Raw genomic sequence first — 16,044 nt, 5'->3', positions numbered from 1 at the left:
AAACATGATTTATGTCATGTTTAGTTATTTGTATTCATTCTATTCTTCTACCTAAAAAATTAGTAGCGATCGTTGTAAATACGACAATACTAATAGAACTTAAAGGCATTAAAATAGCTGCAATAACAGGAGCCAATTGTCCTGTTACCGCAAAGTAAAGTCCAATGATATTGTAAACAAAAGACAATGCGAAACTCCATTTTATGATTTTGATAGCGCTTTTTGCGGCACTAATGAAACTATTTAATTGTTTAAATTTTGTGGCATCCAAAATCGCGTCACAGGCAGGTGAGAATACATTGACATTTTCTGATAGGGCGATACCAACATTACTTTGTGCTAGTGCGCCAGCATCATTAAGGCCGTCACCAATCATTAGTACCTTAGCCCCTTCAGATTGATGATACTTTATATAGTCTAGTTTGTCGTTGGGGTTTTGATTAAAGATTAGTTTTGTTTTAGAAGGTAAAAGTTTCTTCAGATTCTCAAATTCTCCTTCATTATCTCCTGATAGGATGACCAAATCATAGTGCTTTTTTAGATCATTAAATAATTTAGACAAGCCCTTTCTATAGCTATTATAGAAGGTGTATTTCCCTTTATATGTATTATTGGTGCTAATATGAACTGTTGTGTTTAGTGCAGAGGTTTCCGTTGCACCAACAAAAGATGCAGAGCCAATTTTAATACGATCTGCATCATGAGATGCTTCAATTCCTTTTCCAAGGTGTTCTTCGTAATGGTTTAGGGCGATAATATTATGTTCGGCTAAGACGTCATATAATGTTCGACTTAATGGATGGTTTGAGCCTCGAAGCGTATTTTTTAATAGGGTTTCTTCAGTAGAGCTGAGTGCAACACCATCATAACTTGCTGTGCTCTTTTTATTGGAAGTAATGGTTCCTGTTTTATCGAAAATTATGGTATTTATTGCAGCTAACTGCTCAATGACAGATGCATTTTTTACATAGAATTTTAACTTTCCGAAGATACGCAGCAGATTCCCAAAGGTAAACGGTGCCGATAATGCAATAGCACAAGGACAAGCAATAATAAGTACAGCCGTAAATACATTCATTGCTTTGGATGCATCAACGATTAGCCAATACGTGGTAGCAATAATCGCAATACTTAAAACGGCGATAGTAAAACGTTTACTTATGGCATTGGTTACGTTGGTAAAGCCATCTTCTTTGTTCTTAGAAAAGACATCATTGCTCCATAATTGTGTGAGATAACTTTGCTCAACAGATTTTATGGCTTCCATTTCTAATACACCAGAGGTTTGTTTACCGCCAGCAAATAATTTATCACCTGATTGTTTGCTAAGAGTTTCAGATTCTCCAGTCACAAAACTATAGTCAATGCGTGCTTTACCATGAATAAGAATGCCGTCTACTGGTATTAATTCTTCATTTCTAATTAACAAGCGGTCTCCCTTTTTTATATCATAAACCTGAATTGGGGTTTCTATTCCAGTTGCATTAATCTTAGTTACTGCAATGGGAAAGTAAGACTTATAATCGCGTTCAAACGATAAGAAGCTGTATGTTTTTTGTTGAAAATATTTTCCTAGTAATAAAAAGAAAATGAGTCCTGTTAAACTATCAAAAAATCCAGAACCTAAATCAAAAATAATCTCTGCGGTACTTCTCAAAAATAGCACGACAATACCTAAAGCAATAGGAACGTCGATATTCAATAACTTCGAGCGCAAGCCTTTATATGCTGAAATGAAATAATCTTGTCCTGCATAAAAGACTACTGGTAATGAAAAGGCAAACATGATCCACCGAAATAGGTGTTTGTATTTTTCGAGCCAAAATTCACCGACTTCAAAATATTCTGGAAATGAGAGAAACATGACATTTCCGAAGGCGAAACCAGCAACTCCTAATTTGTACGTTAAACTTCTATTGACGTTTTGGCGCCCTGTTTTATAATCGTCAAGTGAGATATAAGGTTCGTATCCTATTGCGCTCATTAACAGTACAACCTCTTTTAAAGAAGTACTACTAACGTTATAAGTGACTCTCACTGTTTTCTTTCCAAAATTAACTTGAGACGTTGAGATGCCAGCATTCAATTTATTGAGGTTTTCCAGAATCCAAATACATGAACTGCAATGAATATGTGGAATGTAAAATGTGGCTATTTGCGTGTTGTCATCATTAAATTCAGTGAGTTTTTCAATAATATTTTCATGAGTCAGAAAATCATATTTCCCTTCAATTTCCTTAGGGATTGCGCCTGGAGATGCCTGCAAATCATAGTAACACGTCAAGTCGTTTTCTGAAAAAATCTCATAAACCGTCTTGCAGCCATTACAGCAAAAACTTTTGTCGTTGTAGTTAATTATGGTGTTGTTACAATCATCACCACAATGGAAACAAGTAGTTTGTTCCATAAAAATTTGCTCATTTATACCTGCCATAAAAGTCATAAAAGATGTCAAGTAATAATATGATATTTGTCATGTTTTATATATATTTACTGTATAAAATTTATAGGGTATGAGTAGATGCGAGCAGTGTATCGTAAAAGAATTTAATTCCTTAAAATCACTAACAAAAGATGAGTTAATACGAATTTCAGGTTGTAAAACGTCACGAACTGTTAAAAAAGGCGATGTTATTTTTGAAGAAGGTGACATTATAAATGGCGTGTATTGTGTAAAGGATGGTATTTGCAAATTATCTAAACTTAGCGCCAATGGTAAGGATCAGATTGTAAAGTTAGTTGTAAAAGGTGATCTATTAGGAAAGAACTCTTTAATAAGGGAGGAATCTACAAACTTAAGTGCCATTGCCATAAACGATATGGAACTTTGCTTTATACCGAGACAAGAGATTTTAAATGATTTACAAAAAAATCCGAATTTCACCATGGATGTTTTGAAGACAATGGCCAAAGATCTTAAAGATTCTGAGGATATTATTGTTAATATGGCTCAAAAATCTGTGAAGCAGCGTTTAGCAGACATTCTCGTATACATTTATAATAGTTTTGGTGTTGATGAAAATGGCTATCTTAACGTGGTGCTTTCCAGAGAAGATTATGCCAATGTGGTCGGTACGGCCACAGAATCGGCTATTAGAATTTTATCGCAATTTAAGAAAAAAGGTCTCATCTCGACTGAAGGGAAACAGATTAAAATTGAGAAACTACAGAAATTGAAACTTATAGAATAATTTTATAATTGCTTTAATATTTTTCAGTTTAAAAAGCCTTATTTTTATGCGGCTATGAAACAGAAAAATAATTTCAAAAAAGGCTTCGTTTTTAAGTCATACGAAGTCCTTAACCAGTCGCCCTTTGAAAAGCTTTTTGAAATCTTTAAAGAGCTTATCACCCATACTTCAGGTGACTTTGACGAAGCTATAGATTGGCTGCGCCAATTAGATAAGGAATACGAGTTAACTACAGCTGAATATACCATTGATGATTTTATAGAAGACCTTAAAACCAAGGGGTATATCAAAGAAGATATTGACCCTGATGGTAATAGTGGAATGGCAATTACAGCTAAAACCGAACGTGCTATCCGACAACAAGCTTTAGATCATATCTTCGGAAAAATTAAACGAAGTGGTCAAGGGAATCACAAAAGTAAAAGTCCTGGCTTAGGTGACGAGCATACAGGAGATTTTAGAAACTATCATTTTGGGGATGCTTTAGATAAAGTATCTATGACCGAAAGTTTGCGAAATGCGCAAATTAATCATGGTATAGGGAATTTCAAATTAACAGAAGATGATTTAGTCGTCGAAGAAACCCTTCATAAATCTCAAATGAGCACGGTGCTTATGATCGATATTAGCCACAGTATGATATTGTATGGTGAAGATCGCATCACTCCAGCAAAAAAAGTGGCTATGGCTTTAGCCGAACTCATTACAACCCGCTACCCTAAAGATACACTGGATATTATTGTCTTCGGGAATGATGCCTGGCAAATACAAATAAAAGATTTGCCGTATTTAAAAGTAGGCCCTTATCATACCAATACGGTTGCTGGTCTGCAATTAGCGATGGATCTTTTAAGACGAAAACGCAATACGAATAAACAGATTTTTATGATTACCGATGGAAAACCAAGTTGCTTGCGTTTGCCTGACGGACAATACTATAAAGATAGTAACGGACTTAACCCTTACATTACCAATAAGTGTTATGCTATGGCACAACAAGCTCGGAAACTGCACATACCCATCACCACATTCATGATTGCACAAGACCAGTATTTAATGCAGTTTGTGCAAGAATTTACCAGAGCTAATCAAGGTAAAGCCTTTTATACAGGGTTGAAAGGATTGGGTGAAATGATATTTGAAGATTACGAAACAAACAGAAAAAAAAGAATTAAAGGATAATGAAAATAGAAACTATAAAGACATTAGGTGAATTAAAAAAAGCAGGATATCAGTCAAAATCTATTAAAGACGAACTTAGAGATAACCTCATTCAAAAAATAAAAAATAAGGAGACTGCATTTGAAGGTGTTCATGGTTATGAAAATACAGTAATACCAGAACTCGAACGTGCCATATTATCACGTCATAATATAAATTTATTAGGACTTCGCGGTCAAGCAAAAACGAGATTAGCACGACTAATGCTGAATCTTTTAGATGAGTATATTCCTGTAGTACAAGGTTCAGAAATTAATGATGATCCGTTTCATCCGATCTCGCGCTATGCTCAAGAGGAGATTGCCAGTAAAGGCGATGATACCGCCATCTCTTGGATGCACAGAAGTGAACGTTTTGCTGAAAAGTTAGCCACTCCTGATGTTACAGTTGCTGATATCATTGGCGATGTTGACCCTATAAAAGCGGCCAATTTAAAATTGAGCTATGCTGATGATCGGGTGATTCATTACGGAATGATTCCAAGGGCCAATCGTTGTATTTTTGTGATTAACGAATTGCCAGATCTACAAGCGCGTATTCAAGTGGCCTTATTTAATATATTACAGGAAGGGGATATTCAGATAAGAGGATTCAAATTACGTTTGCCTTTGGATGTACAGTTTATTTTTACAGCAAATCCAGAAGATTATACGAATAGAGGTAGTATTGTGACACCTTTAAAAGACAGAATAGGAAGTCAGATTTTAACCCATTATCCGGCAGATATTGAGACGGCCAGATTGATTACTGAACAAGAAGCAAAAGTTCTGGAAAGTCAAAAACAGTCAGTTATTGTGCCAGATTTAGCACGTGACTTATTAGAGCAAATCGTTTTTGAAGCTCGTGAAAGCGAATTCATCGATGCTAAAAGTGGTGTGAGTGCTAGACTAAGTATTACGGCATTAGAAAATTTACTAAGTACAGCAGAACGTAGAGCTTTGAAGGCAGGAGATGATAAAACGATGTTACGTTTGAGTGACTTTGTTGGCATTATACCTTCGATTACAGGTAAAGTAGAATTGGTTTATGAAGGTGAGCAGGAAGGCGCTGCTATGGTGGCCTATAATTTAATAGGTGAAGCCGTAAAAAGTCTGTTTCCTGAATTCTTTCCAAAGATAGAAAAACTTAAAAAAGAAGATGAGGAAACACCTTACGATGATATCATCTCTTGGTTTTTTAATCAGCAAGAAGGTTTTGAGATTTTAGACGAACTTCGGGATAAAGAATACAAGGCGTTGCTAGATGGAGTATCTCCTTTAGATGACTTATTAGCTGACTATCAACCAAATCTCAAAAACGAGGAGAGTTATTTCGTAAAAGAATTTGTCCTGTGGGCATTGGTAGAATTTAAGCAATTGAGCAAGTATCGCTTTACAGAAGGTATTCAATTTAAAGACCCTTATGGTAGTTTTATAAGTGGAATATAAATAATAAAGGAAGCTTTAGCGACCCTTTTTATAATTTGATTCAAAAGCCTGATTTTTAACACTATATACAACCTGAAAGTTTTAAAATAGGTGAGTTGACCGCATCAAACACATTCACTAACAGTCATGATGTATCATACACTTTAGTCATAAATCTGAGAAATTAAAAAATAAACCTAAAACACTGATATTTATATATTTGTAGCCAAATAACTCAGAATTTATCATAGTAGTTAGGCGATTATTACTGTAATTTAGTGTATTTTATCGAATATATGAAGCACTTTATCGATTTTTAGCTTACATTAGCCGTTGTAAGTATACATTTACATCGTTATTGATATTGTATGCATGTACAATTAAATATTTGGCCCCAAGCCTATGAAATAAAAATACCTATTTAATGCAGTTATTTCTGCAACGTTGTGTTATGTCTTTCCAAAGCTGTATACTTTAGATACAGGATAGCCCTAATTCATTAACGTACATCCTAAGTTAGTATTTTTCTTTCATAATGTTTTTTCAATAACTGATTAATCCAAAATACATTTCGTAATAGCGAAGTATTTTCCCTCATGTGTTATCTAAATTCTAAGAATTAAGATTTTCACGATAATGTTTGACATAAATTAATTAAAACAAGTAAGGGATTTTACTTAACCAATGATGCGACACATCATTAAAAACTATTATTATGAAAGCTGCTAAAAATTTTGGAAGACCTGTAATTGTAAAATTACTTCTCCTAGTTTTCTTATTCGTGTTCAATACCATTGCGGTAATGGCACAAGACCTACAAACTGAAGCTACTGAAAATTTCGACATTCAGGATGTTAGTAATGCCAGTGGAACTTGTGGAACAACAGTTATCCATAGTGCGACTTTTGAAAGCGGTTTAGACGGTTGGACCTCAGGTGGAGTCGATGCCATTCGATTTAATGATGGGACATGGGCATATCAAGGCAATTATAGTTTACGTATTAGAGATGACGATCCAGTTGGAAACGCCTCCTCTTTTTTATCACCTTTATTTGATTTATCAAGTTTTGATAAAGTAGATTTTAAATTCTTTTTTAAGCCCTATAGTATGGAATCAAATTATAGTGGTAACACAAAAACATATTTTGAAGATTTTTTTATTGAATATAGTAGTGATGGTGGAACTACTTGGGCTATTGTCGCTGCATTTGAAAGTGGTCAAGTTGCAAGAAAATCAGCCGATTTTGAAACTGTAAATTACGCCATAGCTTATGGTAAAATGGTGACTGTATTTAAGTCAGATTATTCGTTTCCAACGGGACCTAATTCACAATTTAGAGTGCGATGTGACGCTAGTGATGATAATGACCGAGTTTATATTGATAATATCACTATTAAAGGAACAACATTCTGTACGCCAGTTGTTGCACCTGGAGGTATTACATCAGATCTAGATCTTTGGCTTAAAGCTGATGAATTGGATGGGTCGACCTATGGAACTGATGGAGCACTAGTAAATCAGTGGACAGATAACGGTTTAGGAAATAATGCTGAAGTAATGGTTACTGGTCAAGAACCTGTATATAGAAATAATACAGATCGAAACTTTAATTTTAATCCAGTTATTGATTTTCAAAACAACAACAACACGGCTAACCGTGATATGACTTATATTATTAGTAATGGAAGTAGAAATGAATTAACAGGTACCGGTGGATTTAATACAAATGATATGTTTGTTGTAATAATGCCAGATCCAACGATTACGACCTCTATGATTCCATTAGACACATTTACTAGTACAGATCCTGCAGGTCCATCATATACAGAGGATGTAACAGGTTTTGGATATGGTGCCTATACGGCAAGATTTAATAATGAAAGATTAAGTTATTGTATTGCGACTACCAATGAAACTTCGCCTTCTTCCCCAGAAAATGGTTATGGAAGAGCAGATACAGGAACGGGAACGGATTACAACCAAATACATATTGTGAATGTTAGACAAAATGCGTCTGATACTGATATGGAATTATACTTTAATGCCAATCAGGTAGGAACAGAAACTAACGATATTGCCAAATACAAAATGGTTAATAACGGTAGATATTGGTTGGGAAGAAGTCAGTATTGGAATGGTAGTTTTGATGGTCGTATTGCTGAAGTTATTACGTATAAATCAAGACGAGCTGATGGAAGTTTAACGCAAGAACGAAACAGAATACAATCGTACCTTGCTATTAAATATGGCATTACCTTAGGAATAAATGGGACGTCACAAGACTATGCAGATAGTGATGGAAAAATCATTTGGGATCAATCCTTAAATGCTGGATATAACTATGACATTACTGGGATAGGTCGAGATGATCTTTCAGAATTAAACCAAAGACAATCGAGGAGTGTTAATGATGCTGCCGACGGAACAGGTAGAATAGAAGGAATCATAACGATGGGATTAAACGATATTTACGACACCAATAAAGAGCATAAAAGTAATGACCCGACCAGCTTTAATGATAAAGAATTTTTAGTGTGGGGGAATAATGGCTCTGATTTAAACTTAGCTGCCGGAACAATCTCAGTAAATATGAGTGCAGGAATTAGTCCAGCACTTACAACCAATGTATCATTTACAGCAATGCAACGTGTTTGGAAAGTTGTAGAAACTGGTGGTGATATTCCTTCAGTTAAGGTTCGCATTCCTCAAGATGCGATAAGAAACATTACACCTCCAGGGAGTTATTTAATGTTTATTTCTAGTACAGGTGTGTTTGATCCTACCGCTGATTATAGAATTATGAAATCTGACGGAAATGGCAACCTAGAAACAAATTATGATTTTGATGGTACAAAATATATAACTTTCGGTTATGCACCACAAGTGATTGTGGAACGTTCGGTGTATTTTGATGGTGCAGTGGATTACATTGATATGGAAAATGCATTAGATCTAAATCCGTCGGCATTTACGTTGTCGGCATGGATTAAAAGAGATGCAGCTGATAGTGGAACAAAATCTATAATGTCGAAAAGGGGTAATCCGTTTGTGACTGGTTATGATTTCAGAATTTACAATGACAACAGAATACAGATGTATTGGAAAAATGGTGCAGATATGGGACTTACTTCTAATACGAGTATACCTGATGATGAATGGCATCACATAGCGGCTATTTATAATGGGACAACTTTATCCTTATATATTGATGGTGTACTCGATAAATCTGGAGTTAAAACAGCACCAATTACGACCAATGAATCTTTTTACATTGCAGCTGCAGGAAAAAATTCACCAACACAGCACTTTAGAGGGAATATTGATGAAGTTAGAGTTTGGGATACCAATCTTTCTGTAGATCAATTGCGATTTATTATGAATCAAGAAATTGAAAATAATGCCGCTTTTGTTGCAGGTAAAGTACTACCAACAGACATTACAAAAAACGAGGTAGAATCTATTCCATGGTCAGAATTGGCAGGGTATTATCCTATGTCAGTTTACACCTACACCAACACTGATGATGCTTCTGGAAATGGAAATCAAGGTGCCTTAAGAAATCTAGATACAGTAGATAGACAAACGGCTCCATTACCTTATGAATCTCAGGCCGATGGTGAATGGAAGTCAACTGCGTCATGGTCTAGTGGTACGATGCAAACAATCCCGGGAGCCATGTCAATTGTAAATCCGACAATTCCTGTAGATTGGAATATCGTAAGAACGGCTCATAATTTAATTATGGATAATAGTACTATCCCAACTAATAATCGATCTCTTTTAGGCTTGTTAGTTGATGCGAATAAAATTACTGTAGCTGGAAACAATACAGCAAAAACTGGGTACGGATTAACCGTTACTCATTATCTAAAACTAAACGGAAAAATTGATTTACAGGGCGAATCGCAGTTAATTCAAATAGCTGATAGTGATTTGGATGTTGCGAGTTCAGGGTCTTTAGAAAAAGATCAACAAGGAACAAGAGATATGTATACTTATAATTATTGGTCGTCTCCTGTTGGAGTAACAAGTACAACCTCTAACAATACAAGTTATAACGTAAGTAATGTATTTAAAGATGGAACAAATCCATTGACACCACAAAATATTAATTTCATTACAAATGGTTATGATGGTACATCAGGTTCACCAATTGGAATCGCTGATTATTGGATTTGGAAGTTTGTAAACCAAACTAGTGGTGATTATTCGTCATGGCAACATGTTAGAAGTAATGGCACATTAAATCCAGGAGAAGGGTTCACAATGAAAGGAGTTGCAAATACATCTGGAAATGTGACACTAGAACAAAACTATACGGTTAATGGAAAACCTAATAATGGTTCAATTTCGCTGCCCATAAATGCAGGTAATGATTATTTAGTTGGTAACCCATATGCTTCAGCAATAGATGCTCATGCATTTATCCAAGATAATGCTCCTACTATAGACGCACCAGGTAATACGACAGGTACTTTATACTTCTGGGAACATTGGGGAGGAGGTTCTCATGTTCTGGGTGAATATCAAGGTGGATATGCTACTTATAATTTAGCTGGAGCAGTTCCTGCTGTAGCTTACGGTGTTGCCGACGAGGATGTTGATCAGAGTGTTTTGATTGGAACAAAATTACCAGGACGATACATACCAGTTGGTCAAGGATTCTTTGTTGTAGGAGAAAATACAGGTACAATACGATTCAATAATAGTCAACGTGCATTTAAAACGGAAGCTACAAGTGCTTCAATATTTGTACGTAACGATGGTACAGCTCAATCTTCAGCAGATGAAGAGGAAGGTGATTTGAGAATGAAAATTGGATTAAAATTCAATTCTATTGATACCTATACTAGAAAGATATTGGTAACTGCCGATGATAATGCAAGTATGGCTTATGATTGGGGTTATGATGCTGAGTTATATGACAACCAACCTGATGATATGTATTGGTTGATTGATGAAGGTAAATACGTGATTCAAGGTGTTGGAGCTATGAATATCGAAACGGTTTTACCGTTAGGTGTTAATACAGAAACGGATGGAATCAATACAATTTCAATAGATAAGTTAGAGAATATTCCAGATGACTTGGATATCTTCTTACACGATATCCAATTAGGATTGTTCCACAACTTGAAGGAAGGTGCTTATGATATTGATTTATTGGCAGGAGTTTATTTAGATCGTTTTGAAATCGTATTTAGTGATGAAGATACATTGAGTATAGAAACTACTGAAATAGAAGATATACTAAATGTATTCTACAATAATGCTGATGAAAATATTACGATTTTAAATCCAAATGGATACATAATTGATGGTATTGAAGTGTTTACCATCTTAGGACAATCAATATTAGTAATTGAAGAGAATAATTCAGAGAGTGAATTACATATAAATACAAAGACATTCAGTACGGGAACCTATATTGTTAAAATTGAAACAGACAATGGAAGCTTCTCTCGTAAAGTAATAGTTAATTAGTTAGTTTTTTAATTTATGTCAACTTAAAGACTGCCTTCGGGTGGTCTTTTCGTTTTTTATACAATTGAGCTTATTACATATGGTAGATTAATTCAGTAAATAATATAAGTATCTAATAAATAGTTAAATACAGTGATTTAGTTGTCTTTTTATTGTGGTCATTTCATCGATAAAAACAGTCATTTACTACATTTCATCGAGTATTTATTCCCTGTAATCGAGTATATGATCTTCTGGTGATGTAGCACTCTATCTTTGAGGTGTTGTTGAAATTGTATGTGTGAACATATAATGAAATAATGGGTCCCAAGCCTACGAAATATGATTGCCTACTTCATGACTTCTTAATTGTTACTGAGTCGGTAAGCCAATTTCATATTATTTTACAATAACAAATTAATCCCAATACTTATCATAGTTGTTAAGTATCCTCCCTCAACGTGTTACAATTTTTGTTGTATACACATCATGTAATTAAATAAGACAATTAAACTAATTAATGAGGTGAGCGATCACTTAAAACCTACGATTATGAAAAAAACTACAATTTTTAAAGTATTAACTAAATTACAGACTGCAGTATTGTTAGTGTGTTTATTGCTTAGTACAGGTCATTTATTTGCCAGTAATGAGACTGCCGCAACAACTACTACTACTACTATTGAAGAACCAGACTTAAGAATGAAGATAAGGTTAGAATATAATTCTCCTAATAGTTATATGAGAGAAATTTCAGTTTTGGCAGATGAGAATGCATCTTCAGGTTTTGATGAGGATTTTGATACTGAAATGGACAATATACAATCTGATGATATGTTTTGGTTAATCGATTCTGGCAAGTTTTTAAATCAGGGGATTAATGATATCAACGAAGATACAGTCATTCCAATTGGAATTACGACTAATAGTAATGGTATCAATACGATTGAAATTGATAAACTTGAAAACATTCCTAACTCCATGAACATATTTGTACATGATATCACTTTAGGTATATATTTTAATATCAAAGAAGGTCCTTACGCAGTAAATTTAAATTCTGGTGTATATTTAAACCGATTTGAAATTGTATTTGCACAACCGGATACTCTTGGTGTAAACGAATTTGAAACAAATGCTAACTCAATTGACATCAGGTTTGATGTAAATGCAGATCAAATTAAAGTTTTGAATAACGCAAACATAAATATTCATAATATTGAAATCTATTCAATTCTTGGTCAATCTGTGTATAGATCGAATGCTATAAATTCAAACAATACATTCACTATTAATGCCGATCAAATGACTACTGGTGCCTATATTGTTATAGTCCATACTGAAAATGGAATCGATTCTAAAAAGATATTAGTCAATTAATCAATTTTTATTATAGAATAAAAAAGGCTACCGTTTGGTAGCCTTTCTTTTGTTAATGAGTCGCCAAATCCCATTTGTTTATGGATTGACTTTTTCTTCCGTTTATTAGAATTGGGATAGATACAAATTCAAAAGGCTTCGATTTAAAAACTGCAAAATGCAAATGTGGCTCTGTTGACCAACCCGTATGACCTGACAAACCAATAGGGTCTCCTTTTTCGACATATTGATTGTGAACTACTAAAGCACCATTCTGTTTTAAATGAACGTATTGACTAAATGTACCGTCCTTATGATACATTGTAATGAAATTAGCATAATCGCGATAAGACGGATTGGTACCTTGCTTTTTATGGTGTTGTACAATGCCTGCAATATAGCCACTTCTAGCAGCGCAAACAGTGTCACCAATTGGCATTCTAAAATCTATGGCGTATCTTGAAAAGTCATTATCATGAGTGAAGTTGGTATCATTCCCTTGTAAGACGGTATATTTTTTGCCCTTAGGAAAAGGTAACTGATAATTGTACAATGTATCGTAAACTGTCATTTTCGGATTGCCATAAGCACCTCTAAAGCCATAGTTTTCAAGGATAGATAGTGTGTCGTCATCTTGTGATGATAAACGCAATAATATATTTGACTCTTTTGGAAGTAAGATTAACGTATCTGTTACTGCCTGAGAATTTTGCTCCACATAAACATGAAGTGGATAATTATTTCTGTTTATTGCCGAAATAACAATAGAATCCTCTTTGGTTTGAAATTGAATATAACTAGGTTTAATTACTTTTTCACTGCATGAAAAGAAGCAAAGAAGGATTATAAAACCGACATTGATTTTCATCTATCGCATAATTTTATTCGGAAAAACGACGACGCTTTCAAAACCTTCATCATCTACAGCAGCTACGCCAAAATAAAAATTATCAATGACGATGCCTTCAAGTGTAAACTCATTGACATCACCAACATATCTACTATGATCCCAAGTGGGTGAGGTGGTGGCTCTCCAATAGATCTTATATCCTTTGGCACCGGCTACTGAACTCCACTTCAATTTAGCAGAGGGCTCAACAATTCCACCTATTTCAACTGTGGGAGGTGCCGGTGGAGCCCAAGCTAAGCTAGCCATATTGATGGCGTTAACAGTGGTGAGTTTTTTTGCATAGCCGAAATTTACATGCTCAAAAGTGTCACCATATTGTATCCCATTTTCTGTGCGAATATCTTGATGCTGTTGTGTATAATTTTCGTGAGCTTCCATAATTCTAATTCCAGCGAAGCCTAAATCGTTAAAAGGGCGGTGGTGACCTCCTCGACCAAAACGATCTAAACGATATACCATCATAGGATTCATTTCTGGCATGTAAGTGTTTACAGTCTTATGCACATATCGCGCTAACTGACGTGATATTCCGTCAACTTCTCCTCCATAAAAACGTCTTGCTCTGGCTTGTCGTGCTAATTTCTCTGGATCAGTTTCGTCAGTAGTTGTTGGTTCTGAAAATATTCTGAACGTACGATTATCAACTACGCCATCAACACCTGTGATGTTTCCAATCATATCATTATTTAAAACTCCTATAATATTCCAACCTTGCTCTTTGGCGTGTTTAGCTAACCCAGCTCCACCAAATAAACCCTGCTCTTCACCAGATAAACCCACATATATGACACTGCTTTCAAATTGATACTTAGATAAGACTCTTGCAGCTTCTATGGTGCCTGCCATTCCAGAGGCATTATCATTAGCTCCTGGTGCGTCTGTGGTAAAATCCATAGTATCACTAGCTCTTGAGTCTATATCGCCACTCATTATGATATAGCGATTAGGATAGGTCGTCCCTTTTTGAACGGCAATGACATTGACCACCCATGCATCTTTAGGAACACGTCGATTTCCTTCTTTAGAGACAAAATCTTTTTGATAAAATACATTTAAACAATTATTACAATCTTTCGAAATGGTTTCAAACTCGTTCTTAATCCATCGTCTTGCAGCACCAATACCACGCGTTTCACTTAGAGTGTCACTAAACGTATTTCTGGTACCAAATTCGGTAAGTGTTTTAACATCTTGACGCAATCGTTCTTCTGAAACAGCATCGATGATATCGTAAATTTTCTGACTGGTTTGCCCAAATGTTAGACATGTTGCCATTAAAAACATAAGGGTCATTAATTTTTTCATAGTATAATTTTTGATGATGTTAATTTACAAGTAGTAAAGTTCCAAAAATATCCGCATCTATCCAACCTCTATTTTTATCTTTACCTTCCACAGCAATAGAGCCAATAAAATTTTCACGATTGTCGCTGTTATCATTGTCGCAATAGGCTAATGCAAATCCGATATTTTTATTGCGTTTTAATCTAATAGGCGTATGATCACCTGCGTCGCTATAAGTGTCATCATAAAGCGAAATTTTCACTTCCCAAATTGAAGTGTTACCCGTTGTAATGCGCTTAGATTCTATATGGGAGTTATATAATTTACCTTGTTCCGAAGTGGACAAATCAACTACATTTCCGTCTAAGGCTATATGATAAGCAAAAGCATTGTGCGTAAATTGATGGTTCCCACCACTGTTATCTTCATCTATGAAAACTTCTAAGCAATCATCGTCCCACCATGCAACAAGTGGGTCTTCATTATTGTCAATGAGTTTGTCGTCTTCTATTTCTACTAAAAGATAAAGCGCGTCATTGGTCCATGATAGCTTGTAACGACCTTGAAAATCATCTTTCGAGTATGCTTTTCCCAACCACAATTGATCTAAAGAGTACCATTTAGATGTGCGCCATACAGCTTCATTTGCAATACCATCTATAGTGGGATTTGTTTCCGCTTTTTTTACTTTAATAAGCTGCTTAAGCGGTTTGTTTTCTTTTGAGTCTTTATGATAATTAAATTTCACTATTTCTATGTCACCATCGTCATTTTTTATGTCGACATATACATTCATTTCATTATCATTTACTTTTTCAAAGCTCATGCCTTCAAAAACAACTTGGGTTGCCGTAATTTTTTTCAAAGGAAAATCTACCGTTTCATTTTTAGTTTCCCAGCCTTTAAGGTCGTTATCAAAGTGTTTTAATTGCAGTACTAATGTGTTCTCGAGTTCTCTAATAATTTCAATTTCATAAAACGATACTTTTCCTTCATTGATGAGTTTGAACGTTGCCATCATCGAACCGCCTGAAGGTTTGCTCCAGTTTTCTTCGGTTTGTCCGCCAAAGGCTTCGCCCTTCCAGTTCCCGGAGATCCAAGTGATGTTTTCCAATTTAGGTTCTAGAGTAGGTTCTTGAGCATGAATCTGCGTCGATAAACAGAAAACGAGGAGTAATAGATATTTCATGTCTTATAAATATAAGGAGA

The 16,044-nt window shown here is 35.0% G+C and carries 9 protein-coding genes; 5 read left to right on the top strand and 4 right to left on the bottom strand.

The features are described from left to right. Positions 1-34: 34 nt before the first annotated feature. A complete protein-coding gene (locus BLT57_RS13140) occupies positions 35-2,407 on the bottom strand; it encodes a heavy metal translocating P-type ATPase metal-binding domain-containing protein (protein WP_091426839.1) in 2,373 nt (790 codons plus the stop codon). 106 nt (positions 2,408-2,513) lie between these two features. Between BLT57_RS13140 and BLT57_RS13135 the strand changes: the two genes are divergently transcribed. The 5 genes from BLT57_RS13135 (at position 2,514) to BLT57_RS13115 (ending at position 12,662) form a co-directional block, all read left to right on the top strand. Continuing rightward, a complete protein-coding gene (locus BLT57_RS13135; RefSeq protein ID WP_091426312.1) occupies positions 2,514-3,191 on the top strand; it encodes a Crp/Fnr family transcriptional regulator in 678 nt (225 codons plus the stop codon). Positions 3,192-3,245: 54 nt separating this feature from the next. Beyond that, entirely contained in the window at positions 3,246-4,373 is a 1,128-nt protein-coding gene (locus tag BLT57_RS13130; RefSeq protein WP_091426310.1) for a VWA domain-containing protein, read from the top strand. Next, a complete protein-coding gene (locus tag BLT57_RS13125; RefSeq protein ID WP_091426308.1) occupies positions 4,373-5,839 on the top strand; it encodes a sigma 54-interacting transcriptional regulator in 1,467 nt (488 codons plus the stop codon). Before BLT57_RS13130 ends, BLT57_RS13125 begins: the two co-directional genes overlap by 1 nt. Before the next feature lie 694 nt (positions 5,840-6,533). Next, the gene (locus tag BLT57_RS13120) at positions 6,534-11,303 is read left to right on the top strand and encodes a LamG-like jellyroll fold domain-containing protein (protein WP_231928706.1); all 4,770 of its coding nucleotides are present in this window, start codon (positions 6,534-6,536) and stop codon (positions 11,301-11,303) included. Positions 11,304-11,834: 531 nt separating this feature from the next. Continuing rightward, a complete protein-coding gene (locus tag BLT57_RS13115; RefSeq protein WP_091426306.1) occupies positions 11,835-12,662 on the top strand; it encodes a T9SS type A sorting domain-containing protein in 828 nt (275 codons plus the stop codon). Positions 12,663-12,714: 52 nt separating this feature from the next. Here the strand turns inward: BLT57_RS13115 and BLT57_RS13110 are convergent, their stop codons facing one another. Genes BLT57_RS13110 through BLT57_RS13100 form a run of 3 tightly spaced genes read right to left on the bottom strand, consistent with a single transcriptional unit; the run spans position 12,715 to position 16,024 of the window. After that, complete coding sequence (locus BLT57_RS13110) at positions 12,715-13,509, bottom strand: M23 family metallopeptidase (RefSeq protein WP_091426304.1); 795 nt, start codon at positions 13,507-13,509, stop codon at positions 12,715-12,717. Next, positions 13,510-14,856, bottom strand: coding sequence for a M28 family peptidase (locus BLT57_RS13105; RefSeq protein ID WP_091426302.1), 1,347 nt, complete (start codon positions 14,854-14,856; stop codon positions 13,510-13,512). A gap of 19 nt (positions 14,857-14,875) precedes the next feature. Next, entirely contained in the window at positions 14,876-16,024 is a 1,149-nt protein-coding gene (locus BLT57_RS13100; RefSeq protein WP_231928705.1) for a DUF6265 family protein, read from the bottom strand. Between the last annotated feature and the right edge of the window lie 20 nt (positions 16,025-16,044).

Origin of the sequence: Formosa sp. Hel1_31_208 (assembly GCF_900104785.1) — a bacterium.
In the GTDB taxonomy this organism is placed as follows: Bacteria; Bacteroidota; Bacteroidia; order Flavobacteriales; family Flavobacteriaceae; genus Psychroserpens.
Note: the sequence above shows the minus strand (reverse complement) of the source record. Positions and strands in the feature narration are given on the sequence as shown.

What these genes read in the sequence shown, in the direction of transcription:
- BLT57_RS13140 (WP_091426839.1), bottom strand. Translation starts at nt 2,407, where the DNA reads ATGGAACAAACTACTTGTTTCCATTGTGGTGATGATTGTAACAACACC.
- BLT57_RS13135 (WP_091426312.1), top strand. Translation starts at nt 2,514, where the DNA reads ATGAGTAGATGCGAGCAGTGTATCGTAAAAGAATTTAATTCCTTAAAA.
- BLT57_RS13130 (WP_091426310.1), top strand. Translation starts at nt 3,246, where the DNA reads ATGAAACAGAAAAATAATTTCAAAAAAGGCTTCGTTTTTAAGTCATAC.
- BLT57_RS13125 (WP_091426308.1), top strand. Translation starts at nt 4,373, where the DNA reads ATGAAAATAGAAACTATAAAGACATTAGGTGAATTAAAAAAAGCAGGA.
- BLT57_RS13120 (WP_231928706.1), top strand. Translation starts at nt 6,534, where the DNA reads ATGAAAGCTGCTAAAAATTTTGGAAGACCTGTAATTGTAAAATTACTT.
- BLT57_RS13115 (WP_091426306.1), top strand. Translation starts at nt 11,835, where the DNA reads ATGAAAAAAACTACAATTTTTAAAGTATTAACTAAATTACAGACTGCA.
- BLT57_RS13110 (WP_091426304.1), bottom strand. Translation starts at nt 13,509, where the DNA reads ATGAAAATCAATGTCGGTTTTATAATCCTTCTTTGCTTCTTTTCATGC.
- BLT57_RS13105 (WP_091426302.1), bottom strand. Translation starts at nt 14,856, where the DNA reads ATGAAAAAATTAATGACCCTTATGTTTTTAATGGCAACATGTCTAACA.
- BLT57_RS13100 (WP_231928705.1), bottom strand. Translation starts at nt 16,024, where the DNA reads ATGAAATATCTATTACTCCTCGTTTTCTGTTTATCGACGCAGATTCAT.